The sequence below is a fragment of the Collinsella tanakaei genome, from assembly GCF_030373545.1.
Lineage (GTDB): Bacteria > Actinomycetota > Coriobacteriia > Coriobacteriales > Coriobacteriaceae > Collinsella > Collinsella tanakaei_C.
This window is the reverse complement of sequence record NZ_JAUDCO010000001.1, coordinates 252145-269125: the sequence shown is the minus strand read 5'-3', so window position 1 is coordinate 269125 and position 16981 is coordinate 252145. Positions and strand designations below refer to the sequence as shown.

Genomic DNA, 16981 nt, shown 5'->3' with positions numbered 1-16981 from the left:
AAAGCGGCATAGCTCTCCCGTCATGTACAGAGATATACACATGGGACTCTATCACTTAAGGATGGCTTAAGGTTCAAGTTTACCTTGAAATTTATAAACGAATTGTTTGACCCCTGTCGGATACCGCTGTCTACCTGCGGTTTTACCGCGTGTTTATAAATGTTTTTGCACACATGGAAAACACCGGGCGTTCGTAATTTCCGGGTGAACGGTCGTAAGCCGACATTTTCCCGACAAAATGCCAACATCTAGCTGCGCAAACCCCAACACTCCCCCACCGACCACTCGTGGTCGCCGTTCCCGGTTCGGTCAGGCGCAGACCGACCGCGCCGCGCGCCAATTGCACCATGGCCCTCCCATGCACGCTCACGCGGTCCGATTCATTATCGGTCCGGTTTGATTCACTTATATATAGGTGTACGCACCGCGCCGTGTCTGCGATGCGGTGCGAACCATTTCCCGTGGCGCACTCCCCCACCGCACCAACTCCGCCGCATACACTCGCGCCATACAAAAAGCGGGGCACCCGCCTGTGCGAGCGCCCCGCTTCCTTACATGCACGCGCCGCGCGGTGCGTTTGGTGCAGTGTGAATCGGTCCGTTAGCTCAGCAGCTTACGACCGCTCTCCTCGATCGCGTCGAGCTGCGCGTCAGCCGCAGCGGCATCCACGCCCTTGGCGAAGATGTACAGCTTGATCTTGGGCTCGGTGCCGGACGGACGGACGATGGCCTTGTCGCCACCCTCAAGATCGAACTCGATCACGTTAGCCTTAGGCAGACCGTTCACGCCGGTCTCGTAATCCACGACCGCCTCGACCTTTGCACCGGCGATCTCGGTCGGTGCGGTCGCGCGAAGGTCGGCCATGATGCCGGCCATCTTGGCGGCGCCGTCCGCACCGGGATAGCTCAGCGAGATGGTGCGGTTGTGATAGTAGCCGTACTTCTCGTACAGGGCGCGCATGGCCTGAACGAGGTTGATGCCCTGCAGCTTGTAGTACTGCGCCATCTGGCAGATGAGCATAGAGGCGTTGACAGCGTCCTTGTCGCGCACGTGGTCGCCGGACAGGTAGCCGTAGCTCTCCTCAAAGCCAAAGATGAAGCGGTCGACCTCGCCGGCGTCGGACAGGCCGGTGATGATGTCGCCGATGTACTTGAAGCCGGTCAGGCAGCGGCGCAGCTCAAAGCCGTACTCCTCGGCCAGCGCATCGACCATGGCGGAGGACACGATGGTGGTGACAGCAACCTTGCGGGACAGGTCCTCGCCGCGCTCGGCGCGCATCTTGCAGATGTAGTCGAGCAGCAAAACGCCCATCTCGTTGCCGGTGAGCAGCGTGTAGTCGTCGCCGTCGGCGCAGGCCACGCCCACGCGGTCCGCATCCGGGTCGGTGGCCAGCAGCAGGTCGGGCTTGACCTCCTGGCACAGGTCGATGCCCTTCTGCATGGCCTCGCGGATCTCGGGGTTGGGATACGGGCAGGTGGGGAAGTTGCCGTCCGGGTCCTTCTGCTCGGGAACGATGGTAATGTCAGAGATGCCCACCTTGTTGAGGACCGTGGTCACCGGGATGAGGCCGGTGCCGTTGAGCGGGGTATACACGAGCTTGAGCGGCGCCCCTGCGACCTGCTCGGGCGTGAGGTTGCTCACGGACTTGTCCACGACCGCGTCATAGTACGCGTCAAGGACCGAGTCATCGATCCACTTGACCAGACCCTGCTCGACCGCCTCGTCAAAGTCCATGGTCTTGACGTCGGTGAAGGGGTTGGTGGCCTCCATAGCTGCAGAGATGGCAGCCGCGGCCTCGCTGGTGATCTGGCAACCGTCCGGACCGTAGGCCTTGTAGCCGTTGTACGGCGCGGGGTTGTGCGACGCGGTCATGCAGATGCCGCCGGAGCAGTGCAGGTAGCGCGTAGCCCAGGACAGCGTGGGCACCGGCGAGATCTTGGGATAGACATAGGCCGTCACGCCGTTGGCGGCAAGGATCGCCGCGGTGGTCTTGACGAACAGCTCGCCCTTGTTGCGGCTGTCGCGCGCGATGGCGACGGTGGGGTTCTCGAACGTGTCGTTGAGGTAGTTGGCGAAGCCCTGCGTGGCGCGGCCCACGGTGTAGATGTTCATGCGGTTGGTACCGGCGCCGATGGTTCCGCGCAGGCCCGCGGTGCCAAAAGCCAGATCCTGGAAGAACGCATCGGTGATGGCGTTCTCGTCGCCGGAGTCCTTCATCTGCGTAAGCTCAGCCAGAAGCTCCTCGTCCTTGACGTTGGCGATCCATGTGTCAAGAAGCTCATGTACGTCTGCCATGTGTGAACCTTTCCCTTGGCTTGTAACCAGCGAGTTCTCCGCATGCCCGCGGAGGGGTTCGTCGAATGCGCGGACCCACTCGCATCTTACGCCATTTGGGTAAAGTTTGACCCGACATACCGCCCGAAGGACGATTTGTCCGGTAGACGATGTGTGGTGCGGTGGGGGAGCGGCGGAGCGATCTGCCGGGGTGTCGCGAGGCGGTGCTTGGGTGAGAACGGTGCGGTGTGACGTTGTTGGTTTTGGATTGCTTCACACCGTATCGTGACCGATTCATGCAACCGCGCCAATGACGCTATAATCGAACCAATGATTTTGGTTTGATTGCTTGGGACCGTTGCTGCCTGCTTTGTTTGGCGCGGTCTGATGCAGATAGGGGAGCGCATGCCGACTATCAAAGAGATCGCTGACGCCACCGGGCGCGGCAAGTCGACGGTAAGCCGTGCGGTCAAGGAGCTTGGTCTGCGCGAGAACGGGCACGCCAAGGCTGACGGTGCCCGCGGCGCACTGATCATCGATGCCGAGGGCGCGTCGATGCTTGCCGACTATCTGACTAAGAACGTCGAAAACAAGCCGGGGGCGGCTCCTGCGGGGGAGACGAGCGAAGCCGAGCCCGCTGGTGTGGCGGCGCCGACGGCCGGTATTGATATCGATGCGGTGGTTTCTGTCTACAAGGAGCGGATCGAGGACCTGAAGGCACAGATCGAAGGGCTGAACGCCCAGCTTGCCGCTAAGGACAGCCAGATCCGCGAGCTGTCGACCGCGTTGGACAACGCGCAGAGCGCCGCCAAGGACGCGCAGGAAGAGACGCGCCGTTCGCACGACCGCGTCCTGCTCATGGCCAGCGCCGGCGTCTGGGAACGCCTCACCGGCTTCAAAGGCCTGCTCGAGTCCGGCGAGTAACTTCGCTCGGGTCCGCCCGGTGTCCACGCTGGGCCGCCCGGGGGTTAAAACACCCTAGGGATTTTTTTACATGGCGTGTGTAAAAACACACGCCATGTAAAAAAATCCCTAGGGTGTTTTAACCCACAGCGGCCTTGCCACACCTGGCGGCCCTGCCACATCGAGCAGCCCCGATACACCGGACGTCCTCTTGCACTTCCTTGATAAGAAAAAACCTCGCCGTGGCGAGGTCGAAGGATTCTATGGTGGAGGTTAGGGGGATCGAACCCCTGACCTCAGGCTTGCAAAGCCCGCGCTCTCCCAGCTGAGCTAAACCCCCATCTAGTAATAAACACCCCAGCGGCGACTCGGCTCTCGCTGGGGTGTTTATTGCGAAAGAAAGTGGTGGACCTGACAAGATTCGAACTTGTGACCTCCCGGTTATCAGCCGGACGCTCTAACCAACTGAGCTACAGGTCCATCGCGCTAGGAAATAATAGCGCGGGTCGACGTCGCGCGTCAACAACTTTTTTCGGTAAATCTGACAACATGAAGAGAACGTGCGAAACTTCACATACGACGCGTTTTGGGTACTATAACTTACCAGTCAATCGCCGGGTTTCCCGGCTTCGCGATCATCGACCAGGAGGTGCCATAATGATTCGCGTTGATATCGAGACCATTATTATGGCCGCCGGGCCCGTCCCCTCTGTCATCGTGCTGCGCGAGCGCAGCGCTGACGGAACGTCGGATGCTCCGCTGAGGGCCCTTTCCATCCAGACCGGCTCCTTCGAGGCTGCAGCGGTCGGCCGCGGCGTCGACGGAAACGACGGTCCGCGCCCCATCACCCATGACCTTATGCTCGACGCTATCAAGGAGCTTGGCGCCAAGCTCGAGCGCATTGAGATCAACCGCGTCGACGCCCCCATCTTCTATGCGACCGTCATCGTTGCCGACAAAGAGGGGAGCGAGAAGCATCTGGACGCACGCCCGAGCGACGCGCTCGCTTTGGCCGTGCGCGCCAACGCGCCCATCTACGTCGAGGACGATGTCATGAACCGCGCGGGTAATATCTCGTACCGCTCCGACGAGGACACCGAAAAGGAGCTTGAGCGTTTCGACGAGTTCGCGCGCTCCGTCTCGCCTGACGACTTCTAACGGACCGCACCGCGACATGAACGTGTACGCGCACGGCTTCGCATAATGACGCGAAGCCGTGCGCTTTGTTTTATGGAAGCCGTATAGGACCCCCTACATCAACCGAACAGCGTTGCGATGGCGCCTGAGACGCAGAAACCAAAGGCAGCTCCGACAGCCAAGGCGATTATGATCCACCCGATAGTTCGAACCGTCTTCATCCACGAGGGAATAGCCCGCTCGCGGCGACCGCGCTCGGTATCACGGTCGACCGGCTCACCGCGCCAATAGGACAGGATCTCTTTGTAGGTGATTAAGTCATGCTGCTTCTTGATGCGATCAACCCAGATTGCCGCAAACATGGAGATGCCCCACATCACCAATGCGATGACTATGGTGGGAATCGCATGCTCTAAAGGCCAATCCCACACGGCAACCTGAAATGTGAACCAGCCGCACGCAAGAGCCGTGAGGATGAGAAACACCAGCATCACATTCCCCAACCGCTTCATGGTGCGAACGTCTGAATCAACCGTCTTCGTCATGGCTTCCACATCTCCTTTGATCAGGCTGTCCACGGACACGTCAAAGGTTTCGGAAAGGAGCAGTAGGCTCTGGACATCGGGGTAGGTCTTGTTGTTTTCCCACGAGCTGATCGTCTGGCGCGACACGTATATGCGCGCCGCCAGATCATCTTGGGACATGCCGACGTCCGCTCGGCAGCTCTTGATGCGATTCCCGATTTCCATAGCCCTCCTTTCCGACTGTTCTGGACGTATCCCGTACGCCATCGACGTTGCCATGACGCGTCGCATCGTACCATCAAAGGGTGCGGACATCGGGGCGCAGAAGGCTCAACCGCATCGTCAAATGTTCTTGACGATGCGGTTGAGCTGCAGTGACGCAGTCGGTTGGGAGCCATGGGGCGTTAGCGAATCCAAACGACAATCCGATCCCCGGCGGTTAAGGCGCCCAGGGGGAGGCGCGGGACAGGGTTAAAACACCCTAGGGATTATTTTACACAGCATATGTTTATACATATGCTGTGTAAAATAATCCCTAGGGTGTTTTAACCCTGTCCCGCGCCTCCCCCTGGGCGCCTTAACCCCTCGCTGTCCCGTACCTCCCCCTGGGCTCCTACCCCTCGCGCTCCGCTCCGACCCGTGGGCGCCTATCCCTCGCAGGCAACTCCGACCCCTGGGTGCCTAACCCCTCGCTGGGCGCTTTAACTCCGGGACACCCGGCTCCCTATAAACAAAGCGGGCTTTCCGGCTGCAGTTCCGGAAAGCCCGCTCAGCATCGCAAAATCGACCAGACCCGGAAGGTTACTCCTCCATCAGGTCCTCGAGCGCCTCATCGCCACTGCCGATATCGATGTGGTCGTCATCGCGCGGGGCCTCCATGGCGCCGGCGGCAGCAAGGTCGAGCGACTCCTGGCCCTCGGCTACTGCAGGTGCCTTGGCCTTCTTCTTGGCGCTCGTCATGCGCGCCACGGCGGTGACGCAGTCGCCGTCGGCAACCGACATCATCTTGACGCCCTGGGTGGCACGGCCGGTCTTGGAGATCTCGTCGGTCTTCACGCGGATAACCGTCGCGCCCTCGGTGATGATGAACAGCTCATGCTGTGGGCCGACCGTCTTCATCGCAGCCAGATTGCCCTTCTTCTCGGTCATCTGGATGGTGTAGACGCCCTGGCCGCCACGGTTCTGCTCGGGATAGTCGGCAACCGGGGTGCGCTTGCCGTAGCCGCGCTCGGTGATCACGAACAGGTCGCCGCGGCCGTTGGAAATCTCCATGCCCAGGACCTTCGTGTCGCCCTTCATGGTGATGCCGCGCACGCCGCTCGTGTCACGGCCGGTCGCGCGCACCTGCTCCTCGTTGAACATGATGGCCTTGCCGGCGGTAGTGGCAAGGATCACCTTGTCGTTCTCGCGCACGCGGCGCACGTCGAGCAAGTTGTCGCCGGCCTTGAGGTTGATGGCGATGATGCCGTCGCGACGGCTGCGATCGTACGCGCTCATGACGGTCTTCTTCACCATGCCGCTCGCCGTGGCGAACATCAGGTACTCGTTGTCGGGGAACTCGCGGCAGGAGATGACGCTCGCGATCTTCTCGCCGTCCTCGAAGGGCAGCAGGTTCACGATCGCGGTGCCGCGCGCCTGGCGCGTGCCCACGGGCAGCTCGTGCACCTTCAGGCGGTACACCTTGCCGCGGTTGGAGAAGAACAGCACGTACTCGTGGGTGCTCGCAATGAACATCTCCTCGATGACGTCATCCTCTTTGAGGTTCGCGCCGGTCACGCCCTTGCCGCCGCGCTTCTGCGCGCGGTAGGCGGCCACCGGGATGCGCTTGACGTAGCCGGTGTGGGTGATGGTGACGACCATATCCTCGTCGGCGATGAGGTCCTCGACGTCCAGGTCCTTCTCGGCGGCGCAGATCTCGGTGCGGCGCTTGTCGCCGTACTTGCGCGAGATCTCGCGCATCTCCTCCTTGATGACCGCAAGGATCTTCTCCTCGTGGGCCAGCAGGTCCTCGTAGTAGGCGATGGCGCGACGCAGGCCGTCGAGCTCCTCCTGGATCTTGTCGCGCTCAAGGCCGGTCAGGCGGCGCAGCTTCATCTCGAGGATGGCCGTGGTCTGCTCGGACGTGAAGCCGAAGCGCTCGATCAGGCGCTCGCTGGCCTCGGCGTCGGTGCGCGAGGAGCGGATGATGGAGATGACCTCGTCGATGTGGTCGAGCGCGATGAGGTAACCCTCGAGGATGTGCGCGCGGGCCTGGGCCTTCTTGAGGTCGAAGCGCGTGCGGCGGGTGACCACGTCGACCTGATGGTCGATGTAGGCGCGCAGCATCTCGCGCAGCGACAGGCACTTGGGCACGCCGCCCACGAGCGCCAGGTTGTTGACGCCGAAGGTGTTCTGCAGCGAGGTGTACTTGTACAGGTTGTTGAGGACGACCTGCGGAATGACGCCCTTCTTGAGCTCGATGACGAGGCGGATGCCCTTGCTCGTGGACTCGTCGCGCATGTCGGAGATGCCCTCGATGCGCTTCTCGTTGACGAGCTGAGCGATCTTCTCCTGCAGCGTACCTTTGTTGACCTGGTAGGGAATCTCGGTGAACACCAGGCGGTTGCGGCCGGTCTTGGTGGACTCCACATGCGCCTTCGCGCGCACGGTGATGGAGCCGCGGCCGGTCTCGTATGCCTGACGGATGCCGTCAGAACCCATGATCTGGGCGCCGGTGGGGAAGTCGGGGCCGGGCATGGCGGTCATGAGCTCCTCGACGGTGGCGTCGGGGTTGTCGATGAGCATGCACGTGGCCTCGATGGCCTCGGTGAGGTTGTGCGGCGGGATGTTGGTGGCCATGCCGACGGCGATGCCCGACGAACCGTTGACGAGCAGGTTGGGGAAGCGCGCCGGGAGCACCTGCGGCTCGGCGAGCGACTCGTCATAGTTGGGCTGCCAGTCGACGGTGTCCTTCTGCAGGTCGCGCAGCAGCTCCATGGCGGGCTTGGCCAGGCGGCTCTCGGTGTAGCGCATGGCGGCCGCGGAGTCGCCGTCGATGTTGCCGAAGTTGCCGTGGCCGTCGATCAGCGGGGTGCGCATAGAGAACCACTGCGCCAGGCGGACCATGGTGTCGTACACCGCGGAGTCGCCGTGGGGGTGGTACTTACCGATAACCTCGCCGACCGTCCAGGCCGACTTCTTGTGCGGGCGGTTGGGGTAGATGCCCGACTCGTTCATGGCGTAGAGGATGCGGCGGTGCACCGGCTTCAGGCCGTCGCGCACGTCCGGCAGGGCGCGGGCGGTGATGACCGACATCGAGTACTCGATGAAGGACTGCTTCATCTCGCGGCCGAACTCCGAGATCTGGAGCTGGCCGCCGTTGATGTCCTCGCCGGCCGCCTCGCCGCGGTCGACGGTGCCGAAGCTCTCCTCGAGCTCCTCCTCGTCGTCGGACTCCTCGTCCTCATCGACCGCGTCGGGGTCATAGCCCACGGTCTCGCCGTCGTCGTTTTGCGTCTCGGCGCGGGCGAGCAGGCGGCGCAGGTCCTCGGGCAGGCCCTCGGTGCCCTGCTCGTCGCCGGCGCCCGGCGCGTTGTTCATATCGTCTGCCACGTACTACCTCCTGTGGTTCGGTCGTGGTTCAGTGCATTCAGCGACAAGAAGCGACAAGTTTGTACCTGGCACCATCTTGTCGCATACGGTCTTCGGGTTTCCCAAGTGCCCGAGATTGCCCTGAAAGCCGAGGGCGCACGCCTGGCGTGCGGCGCCCGAGGGCTTGAAGGGCAAGGTCGGGCGCTTGGGGGCCCGAAGTTAGGCGTCGAGGAAGCGAGCGTCGTGCGCGTGCTTCTCGATGTACTCGCGGCGGAACTCGACCTGGTTGCCCATGAGCTCGCGCACGGCGCGGTCGGCCACGGCGGCGTCCTCGATGGTCACGCGCTGCAGGATGCGCGTCTTGGGATCCATCGTGGTCGAGGCCAGCTGCTTGGGATCCATCTCGCCCAGACCCTTGTAGCGCTGGACGGTATAGCCGCGGCGCTTCTTGGTGGTCTTGCCGTCGGCATCCTCGCCCTCGTCGGGATTGAGACCCAGGCTCTTGATGGTGTCGCGCAGGATCTCCTCCTCCGGCTGGCGTCCGTTGGGGTAGACATAGTGGATCTTGTTGCGCACCTTGATGCCGAAGATCGGCGGGCACGCCACGTACACGTAGCCGGCGTCGATGAGCGGACGCATGTACTTGTAGAAGAACGTCAGCAGCAGGATGCGGATGTGCGCGCCGTCGACGTCGGCGTCCGTCATGATGATGATCTTATGGTAGCGAGCCTTGGTGATGTCGAAGTCGCCGCCGTCGCCGGTGCCGTTCGTCACGCCGCAGCCGATGGCGGTGATGAGCGACTGGATGGTGTCCGACGAGAAGGCGCGATGGTCGCCCACGCGCTCGACGTTCAGGATCTTACCGCGCAGGGGCAGGATGGCCTGGATGTCGCGGCGACGGCCGTCCTTGGCCGAGCCGCCTGCGGAGTCGCCCTCGACGATGAACAGCTCGGTCATCTCGGCGTCGCGCACCGAGCAGTCGGCGAGCTTGCCGGGAAGCGAGGCGGTCTCGAGCAGGCTCTTGCGGCGCGTGGCCTCGCGGGCCTTGCGGGCGGCGTTGCGCGCGCGGCTGGCCTGCTGGGCCTTCTTGATGATCTCGCGGGCCTGCTTGGGGTGCTCCTCGAGGTACTCGGCGAGGCCCTCGGACACCACCTTGCGCACAAGCGTGCGCATGAAGGAGCTGCCGAGCTTGGCCTTCGTCTGACCCTCGAACTGCGGGTCGGCGAGCTTGACCGAGATAACGGCTGCGAGGCCCTCGCGGACGTCGTCGCCGGTCAGCTTGTCGGTGTCCTTCTTGAGCAGGTTCTGCTTGTGAGCGTAGTCGTTGATGACGCTCGTGAGCGCGGTGCGGAAGCCCTCGAGGTGCATGCCGCCCTCGGGGGTGTAGATGTCGTTCGCGAAGCTCATGACCGTCTCGGAGTACGAGGTGTTCCACTGCAGGGCGACCTCGACCTCGCCGGTGCGCTCCACGGGCGCGTCAGGCTCGGAGGAACCGGCCAGGTAGATGGGCTTCTTCAGGCCGTCGGGGATATCCTTGCCCTCGTTCAGGAACTTGACGAAGTCGATGATGCCGCCGGCGTAGCAGAACTCGTCCACGCGCGGGGCGAGCTCGCGCTCGTCCTTGAGGATGATCTTCAGGTTCTTGTTCAAAAACGCCGTCTCCTGCAGGCGGTTGCGCAGGGTGTCGTAGTCGTAGACGGTCGTCTCGAAGATGTCGTCATCTGGCCAGAAGGTCGTGGTGGTACCCGTCGTCTTGGACTTGCCGACCTCGATCATCTTCTGCGTGGTCTTGCCGCGCGAGAACTGCATCTCGTAGATCTTGCCGTCACGGCGGACCTGGACGACCATCTTCTTGGACAGCGCGTTGACGACCGAGACGCCCACGCCGTGCAGGCCGCCCGAGACCTTGTAGGCCGAGTTGTCAAACTTGCCGCCGGCGTGCAGAATGGTCATGACGACCTCGAGCGTCGGGATCTTTTTGACCGGGTGCTTATCCACCGGGATGCCACGGCCGTTGTCGACGACCGTGATCGAGTTGTCCGGGTGCACCGTCACCTCGATCTTGGAGCAAAAGCCCGCCATGGCCTCGTCGACGGAGTTGTCCACGATCTCCCATACCAGGTGGTGCAGACCGCTGGAGCTCGTCGAGCCGATATACATGCCGGGGCGCTTGCGAACGGCGTCGAGACCCTCGAGAATCTTAATCTCGGAACCGCCGTACTCGTTCTTTTTCGCCACGCACATCTCCTTTTCCTCAAGACGTGTAGCTAACCTTATATAGTTTATAGGAATACCAGGGGTATGACAGCATGGTTCAAATACCCCTACAAGACCACCAAATGCGTTTTAAGACCTATGTTTGGTCCTTGTTGATGATTTTGTGCTCGAGACTGGCTTTCATCGCTTTTTTGAGGGCGTCGCGCAGGCGCGGGTCCTCGATGGGGGAGACCTCGCCCTCCAGCGCCGTCTCCTCGGCGGGCGTCAGCGGGCAGGCAGGGGCAGCCTGCTTACGCGATGAGGTCGCCGCACCGGCGGCGCGGGCGCTTTTTATGCGATGCGGCGTGTAGCCCGGACGTGTGAGCTGCACTTTTATGTTTGCGATATCCACACCGCGGCGGTACATGCGCGCACGGATGATCTCCCGCATCATGGTGAGCTCGGCCACCCATGAGGAACCGTCGGCGTACACGATCAGCTCGTTGCTCTCGGGCACGTAGTGCAGGCCGGTCACATGCGCGCCTTCGCGCGTGCCGGCGCAGACCTCGTTCCACGCGCGGTACACGTCGCGGCTCGCCTCGGCGGCATGCATCTGGGCGCGGCGGGTCTCGCTCGCCTGATCGAGGATACGATGGCGCTCGGCGGGCAGAAAGTCCGCCAAAGAATGCGTCTCACCGAACCGCCTCGACTGCGTCACCCCAGCTCACCACCCTCGTGCTCCGGTTCGGTCGCGCCGATGCGCACCACGTGGGCGCGGCGCAGCAGCTCGTCGGTAAAGTACCCGAGGTTGGTCGTGGTGATGACGGTTTGAATCTCGTCGGCGATGAAGCGCACGACCGCCTCGCGGCGCGATGCATCCAGCTCGCTCATCACGTCGTCGAGCAGCAGCAGGGGGTTGTAGCCCAGAATGTCGCGCGTCACCTCGACCTCGGCGATCTTCCACGCCAGCACCAGGCTGCGCTGCTGCCCCTGGCTGGCAAACGAGCGCGCCTCGCGGCCGTCGATCAAAAACACGATCTCGTCGCGATGCGGTCCGACCAACGTCATACCGCGGCGCGTCTCCTCCTCGCGCGTCTCTGCCAACGCCGCAGCCAGATAGCCGGCGACCGCGTCACGATCGCGCGATGACTCAGTCGGGATATCGCCCACCGACGCGCGGTAGCGGACGTCGACCGTTTCACGTGGAGCGATGGAAGCGTAGACCTCAACGAGGTGCGCGCGGACGCGCTCGAGGAGCGCCAGACGGTGTACCAGCACCGAGGCGCCGGCGGTGATGAGCGTCTCGTCCCACGCGCTCAGCAGGTCGCGCGGTGCAAACCGGTCCTTCAGCAGGTTGTTGCGCTGCTCGAGCGCGCGTTCGTAGGTCGAGACGAGCTGCGCGTAGCTCTCGTTGAGCTGCACGCCGAAGTCATCGAGAGCCGCACGCCGCACGCTCGCGGAACGCTTGATCATGTCCAGATGGTCGGGGCAGAACAGCACGCTCGGCAGCACGCCGCGGATGCCGGAGGCGGGGACGCGCTTGCCGTTGCGGGTAAAGGCGCGGCGGCCGCGCTCGGAAACCATCCCCATGTCGAGGCGGCGGCCGTCACCCGCAAGCGAAAGCGCGAGCTCGGCGCGGGTGGCTCCGTCGCGCACGAGGTCGACAGGGGAGGGACGGCGGAAGGACTGACCGGCCGTGAGCAGCTGCAGCGCCTCGACCAGATTGGTCTTGCCGGCGGCGTTGGGCCCGACAAGCACGGTGATGCCCTCGTCGAGCTCCAGCTCAAACGACTCGTAGCTCCGAAAATCATGTGCGACCAGACGCTGCGCGAAGATGCCCACGGCGCATCACCCCCTCATCCCGACTCGTCGATACTCCTGCAGATGAAACGAGGCCGGAGGACTATCCAGCGCGCGAAACGGCGCGCTGGGGCGCCCCCGACCTCGCATCACGCGAAAGCGATTAGATGCGGACGGGCATGACCAGGTACAGGTAGTTGATCTTGTCGTAGGACTTGAAGATACCCGCCTGGCTGTAGGACTGCAGCTCGAGCGTGATCTCCTTCTCGCGCGATAGGACGTTCAGGCAGCCGAAGATGTAGTGATAGTTGAAGGCGATGACGCCCGATGCGCCCTCGACCTCGACATCGATGGTCTCCTGCGCGCGGTCCTGGTCGTTGGAGATGGCGGACAGGCCCATGGTGCCGGTCTCGGCCGAGATCTCAAACTTGACCGCGGAGTTGGCCTGGGCGACGACGGCGACGCGCTTGAGCGCGGCCGTGAAGGCCTCGACGTCGATCTTGACGGTCGTGGCGCAGGTCGGCGGCAGAAGCGCCTTGTAGTTGGGGTAGGTGCCCTCGATGCGGCGCGACACGTAGGTGGTGTTGCCCGCAGCGAAGACGACCTGCGTATCGGTGGAGCCGATCATGATGGTGTTCTGGCTGCCCATGATGCTCAGCGCGTCGTTCAGGGCCTCGGCCGGCACGTTGAGGGCAAAGCTGCCGTCAAGCGACGAGGTCTCGACCTGCGTGTCGCACACCGCCAGACGGTAGGAGTCCGTGGCGACCAGACGCACCGTGTTGTTCTCCACGGTCATGTACACGCCGTTCAGCACCGGGCGGTTCTTGTCGGTGGAGGTGACGCGCCACACGCGTGAGACCATCTCGGAGAGGATGTCGCACGGCAGCTCGACCGAGCGCTCGAGCGCGATGGTCGGGAACTCGGGGAAGTCGCTCGGATCGAGGGTGTTGAGGCTAAACGAGCTCTTCTCGCAGGCGATGGACACCTGGCGGTCCACAACCTCAAACGAGACGGGTGCGTCGGGCAACGTCTTGGTGATGTTGGAGAGCATCTTGCACGGGATGACGATCTCGCCCTCCTCGTCCACGCGCGCGGCGATGCGGTGACGAATCGAGATCGTGTAGTTGGAGGTGTGGAACTCCAGCACGCCCTCGGTCGCGCGGATGAGCACGCCCGAGAGGATGGGGAGGGTACTCGCGCTTGCGACGCCCTTCATGACGGTGGTGAGTGCCTCGGCGAGGGCGGGCTGGCTTACGGTGAATCTCATGTCCTTCGGGTCCCTTCTTTTCTATCTTCTGTATATATATCTAACAAACAATAGTAATAAGCGTGTCGACGCTGTGGAAAACTGTCGTTTTGCCTGCGTCAGGATATTGTCGGACGCACGGGCATGCTGTGGAAAACTCCCCATGTTTTCCACCGGCGCTATCGCTCGGGGTTGCTTTCCACGGTGCCGGCGAGCTTTCCAACATCTTTTCCCGTCCTATTCCAACAGTTTTCAACATGCTCACGACTTGATGAGGATGATGTTCTTGAGCTGCTGGATCTCTTCCTTAAAGCGGGCATCCTCCTTCATCTTGGTCTCGACCTTCTCGATGCTGTGGATGACGGTGGTGTGGTCGCGTCCAAACGCCGCGCCGACCGCCTTGAGCGACATCTCGCACATCGAGTTGACGAGGTAGGTGGCCACGTGGCGCGGGAACACGATGTTCTTCGAGCGCTTACGGCCGATCATATCCTCGTGGCTCACATGGTAGAACTCCTCGACGACACTTTGGATCGTCTCGACGCGCACAACCTTGTGGGCGGTGTCGAAGTACTCGTCGGCGATCGCGTCGATGTCGGTCGCGGTGAGCTCGCGCCCCGCCTGCTCCTTCTCGAAGGAGAGTCCGGCGCATCGCTCACAGAAGCTCTCGAGCTCGCGGATGTTGTTGCCCGAGATCTCGGCCATGTGGCGCAGGTGGTCGTCGGTCAGCTTGCCCTCCTCGAGCGCGATGCCGTCCAGAATTGACAGGTCGCCGGCGCTTGCCGGGACGTTCGTCGCCGAGCAGATCATGTTCTCGTAGTAGTACTTGAGGATGCGGTACTTGGTCTCAAAGCTCGGCTCGGACACCAGGCAGAGCATGCCCGAGTTGAAGCGGCTCGTCAGGCGCTCGTCCATGCCGAGTTTCTTGGGCGCGCGGTCGCTCGCGATGACGATCTTCTTGTTCTCGCGGATGAACTCGTCGACCAGCTGGAAGAAGAACTCGATGGAGGCCTGGCGGCCGATGATGTTTTGGATATCGTCGATGATCAGCACGTCCGCGGTGCGGTACTCGCGCATGATCGGCTCGCCGGGGCCGCGCTGGGCTCCCAGGTCGCGCATGTAGTCGTCGATATAGGCCTGGCTGTTGGCGTACTTCACGCGAATGTAGGGCTTTTCCGCCGCCAGGTAGTTTTTGATGGCAAACAGCAGGTGGGTCTTGCCCAGGCCCGAGTTGCCGTAGATGAACAGGCTCGTGCACTGCCCCGGCTCGTCCGCAAAGGCCGCGAAGCGCGCGGCGGACTGGTAGGCGTGGCGGTTCTCGTCGCCGAGCACGAAGTTGTCGAAGGTGAATTTGGAGTTGACGCCGACCGACGGGTACTCGGTCGCATCCTCGGCTGCGCTCGGGGCGGCAGGTTCGGCCGGTGCGGGGGCCGGTGCGGCAGGTCCCGCGCTCGCGCCCGTGCCGCCGTCCTGCTTCATCCGCTCCATCATGGTGCGGAAATCGGCCTCGGACATGGTCTTGGTCACGTTGACCTTGCGGTCCGCCGCCTCGCGCGTATCGGCGAGCAGCGGCCCCGCATGGCGCGCCGGTGCGGTACTGCCCGCCGTCGCGGTGGCCTCGGCGGCTCCCTCTGCTGCGGCCGGCACGGCCTCCGTGCGCGACGTGGGGGTGCCCGCGGGTGCCTCCGGCACGGTCACGTTGAGCGCGAGCTGCGCAAACGCAATCTCAGAGAGGTAGCGCTCGATGACGTCCCGCTGTTTAACCAGGTAGGAGTAGGCAAACCGGCTCGGCGCCTCGATGGTGAGGGCGTCTTCGGTCAGCGTGAGCGCCCGTGCGCTCGCGAGCATATTGATAAGGCGCGCGTCGAGCCCGTCGCGCTGGCAGCACGCGATCGCGTCGTCGAGCAGAAGCCTCGCTTCGTTATCCATGGGTCACCTCTCCGCCTTCCGTGTGCTGCTGGCGAATCCACGCGCCGCCCGCCTCGGTGGCAAACCATTTCTGGCCGTGCTTTACCACCAGACCGCTTTGCGCCAGCGCCTTGAGTTCGCGCGACCACGTGGGCGCAGACGAGCCGAAAGTCCCGGCGAGGTCCGTCGGTCCGGCGCTGCCGCCCGCGGCGAGGTAGGAGAGGGCCTGCGCGCCGCGCTCGGAGACGTATACGCCGGCCCGCGTCGCTGACGGTACGGGTGCGCCCGGCATGGCGCCCGCGCTGGGGGCGGCTCCCCATGCCTGCGCCGGTGCCGCCGCGCCCCACGGCTGCGCGCCGCCCTCGACGCCCCAAGGCGTTCCGGCACCTGGCACGGCGCTCGGCATGGCACCCCACGGCTGTGGGGCGGCGGGCATGGCCCCGGCCCCGGGGTATCCCCATCCTGTCGGATAGGGTTGCTGCGCCGCCGGGTACGGCTGTTGGGCTGCCTGATACGCCTGCTGGGCCGTCGGGTAGGCTGTCTGCTGCGGCATCATGGGCGCGACCTGCGCGGACGCGGCGGCGGGCTGCGCAGCCCCGCGTGCGTCGTGTGCATGCGAGCTGCGGACCGCCGCTCCGCGGGCTGCTGCCGCCTCGACCTCGCCGGCGCGGACCGGGTCGATCGTCACCGTCACCACGGTGCCCTGATGGAGGTTGTCCTCGATCGATATGGCGCCGCCGGCGTTTTCCAGATACTGCTGGACCATGGGAAAACCCGCGCCCGTGCCGCGGATGTAGCGCTTCTGGTTGCGGTCGGCGCTCGTGACACCGAACTCAAACGCCCGCTCCTTGTCGTCGATGCCCGGTCCCTGGTCGGCAAAGCGGATGGTGTTGCCGTCGTCCAGGATGGAGATGATGGGCTCGACGAAGTCGGCGTGGATGAAGTTTTCCACAATCTCGCGGATGACCATGAGGGAGATGCCGCCGCCCTGCTCCTTCATGCAGCGATAGACGGTGTTGGTGATCTCCTCCAGATAAGTGCGCACGTCCTTGGGCGACACCACGATGACGCGCGGCGTGGAGAGCATGTCGTCGTACACGGCGATGCGGGTGGCGTAGCTCGCCCGCTCGGCGTCCGGCTGAGGGGATGTCTCCTGCGTAGTGCCGCCGTCTGCCGCAAGCGCGTCCGACACGCCCGTCAGATGGGCGTTGTCGGGAGCGGGGTCTCCCGAGTCTACAAACGGGTAGAAGTCATCCGACATGGAGCATCGCAATCTATGAGGGGTTCAAGTCCTTACAGGATAGCATCGCCCGCCCCGCCGCGCAGTTTTCAACAACTTTTCCCAATCTGTTGAAAAGTTCAGAAAAGCGCTGAAAAGTTATTAACACTTTCAACGTAACCTGTGGAAAAGTCGGTGAAAGAT

11 protein-coding genes and 2 tRNA genes are annotated in these 16981 nt (G+C 63.3%); 2 read left to right on the top strand and 11 right to left on the bottom strand.

The window, feature by feature from the left end:
• Positions 1-600: 600 nt before the first annotated feature.
• Positions 601-2295: a phospho-sugar mutase gene (locus QUW00_RS01060; protein WP_289612549.1), complete on the bottom strand. Its 1695-nt coding sequence runs from the start codon at positions 2293-2295 to the stop codon at positions 601-603.
• A gap of 384 nt (positions 2296-2679) precedes the next feature.
• On the opposite strand from QUW00_RS01060, the gene QUW00_RS01055 reads away from it, so the two are divergent.
• On the top strand, positions 2680-3198 hold the full coding sequence (locus QUW00_RS01055; RefSeq protein WP_289612548.1) for a hypothetical protein: 519 nt from the start codon (positions 2680-2682) through the stop codon (positions 3196-3198).
• 243 nt (positions 3199-3441) lie between these two features.
• Here the strand turns inward: QUW00_RS01055 and QUW00_RS01050 are convergent.
• Positions 3442-3517, bottom strand: a tRNA-Ala gene (locus QUW00_RS01050).
• Positions 3518-3580: 63 nt separating this feature from the next.
• Positions 3581-3657: transfer RNA gene (locus QUW00_RS01045), tRNA-Ile, on the bottom strand.
• Positions 3658-3834: 177 nt separating this feature from the next.
• On the opposite strand from QUW00_RS01045, the gene QUW00_RS01040 reads away from it, so the two are divergent.
• Positions 3835-4335, top strand: coding sequence for a bifunctional nuclease family protein (locus QUW00_RS01040; protein WP_289612547.1), 501 nt, complete (start codon positions 3835-3837; stop codon positions 4333-4335).
• Between the two features lie 98 nt (positions 4336-4433).
• Here QUW00_RS01040 and QUW00_RS01035 read toward each other — a convergent pair whose 3' ends face one another.
• From QUW00_RS01035 to QUW00_RS01000, 8 genes are all read right to left on the bottom strand, one after another.
• Positions 4434-5063 carry a helix-turn-helix domain-containing protein gene (locus QUW00_RS01035; protein ID WP_289612546.1) on the bottom strand — a complete coding sequence of 210 codons (630 nt, stop codon included), beginning with the start codon at positions 5061-5063 and terminating at the stop codon, positions 4434-4436.
• A gap of 576 nt (positions 5064-5639) precedes the next feature.
• Positions 5640-8417: a DNA gyrase subunit A gene (gene gyrA / locus QUW00_RS01030; protein WP_289612624.1), complete on the bottom strand. Its 2778-nt coding sequence runs from the start codon at positions 8415-8417 to the stop codon at positions 5640-5642.
• Between the two features lie 210 nt (positions 8418-8627).
• Positions 8628-10646, bottom strand: a complete 2019-nt coding sequence (gyrB, locus tag QUW00_RS01025) for a DNA topoisomerase (ATP-hydrolyzing) subunit B (RefSeq protein ID WP_289612545.1) — start codon at positions 10644-10646, stop codon at positions 8628-8630.
• Between the two features lie 115 nt (positions 10647-10761).
• A complete protein-coding gene (locus QUW00_RS01020; RefSeq protein ID WP_289612544.1) occupies positions 10762-11286 on the bottom strand; it encodes a DciA family protein in 525 nt (174 codons plus the stop codon).
• Between the two features lie 32 nt (positions 11287-11318).
• Positions 11319-12446 (bottom strand): DNA replication/repair protein RecF, encoded by a 1128-nt coding sequence (gene recF, locus QUW00_RS01015; RefSeq protein ID WP_289612543.1) that lies wholly within the window; start codon positions 12444-12446, stop codon positions 11319-11321.
• Positions 12447-12567: 121 nt separating this feature from the next.
• Complete coding sequence (dnaN, locus tag QUW00_RS01010; RefSeq protein WP_289612542.1) at positions 12568-13671, bottom strand: DNA polymerase III subunit beta; 1104 nt, start codon at positions 13669-13671, stop codon at positions 12568-12570.
• A 240-nt stretch (positions 13672-13911) separates the two neighbouring features.
• On the bottom strand, positions 13912-15579 hold the full coding sequence (locus tag QUW00_RS01005; protein WP_289612541.1) for a DnaA ATPase domain-containing protein: 1668 nt from the start codon (positions 15577-15579) through the stop codon (positions 13912-13914).
• On the bottom strand, positions 15572-16819 hold the full coding sequence (locus tag QUW00_RS01000) for an ATP-binding protein (RefSeq protein WP_289612540.1): 1248 nt from the start codon (positions 16817-16819) through the stop codon (positions 15572-15574). The genes QUW00_RS01005 and QUW00_RS01000 overlap by 8 nt, the downstream gene beginning before the upstream one ends.
• Between the last annotated feature and the right edge of the window lie 162 nt (positions 16820-16981).

Bases quoted from the DNA above. Each gene is read 5' to 3' on its own strand.
- QUW00_RS01035 (WP_289612546.1), bottom strand. From the start codon at position 5,063: ATGGAAATCGGGAATCGCATCAAGAGCTGCCGAGCGGACGTCGGCATG.
- QUW00_RS01060 (WP_289612549.1), bottom strand. From the start codon at position 2,295: ATGGCAGACGTACATGAGCTTCTTGACACATGGATCGCCAACGTCAAG.
- dnaN (WP_289612542.1), bottom strand. From the start codon at position 13,671: ATGAGATTCACCGTAAGCCAGCCCGCCCTCGCCGAGGCACTCACCACC.
- QUW00_RS01000 (WP_289612540.1), bottom strand. From the start codon at position 16,819: ATGTCGGATGACTTCTACCCGTTTGTAGACTCGGGAGACCCCGCTCCC.
- QUW00_RS01055 (WP_289612548.1), top strand. From the start codon at position 2,680: ATGCCGACTATCAAAGAGATCGCTGACGCCACCGGGCGCGGCAAGTCG.
- QUW00_RS01005 (WP_289612541.1), bottom strand. From the start codon at position 15,579: ATGGATAACGAAGCGAGGCTTCTGCTCGACGACGCGATCGCGTGCTGC.
- QUW00_RS01040 (WP_289612547.1), top strand. From the start codon at position 3,835: ATGATTCGCGTTGATATCGAGACCATTATTATGGCCGCCGGGCCCGTC.
- gyrA (WP_289612624.1), bottom strand. From the start codon at position 8,417: ATGAACAACGCGCCGGGCGCCGGCGACGAGCAGGGCACCGAGGGCCTG.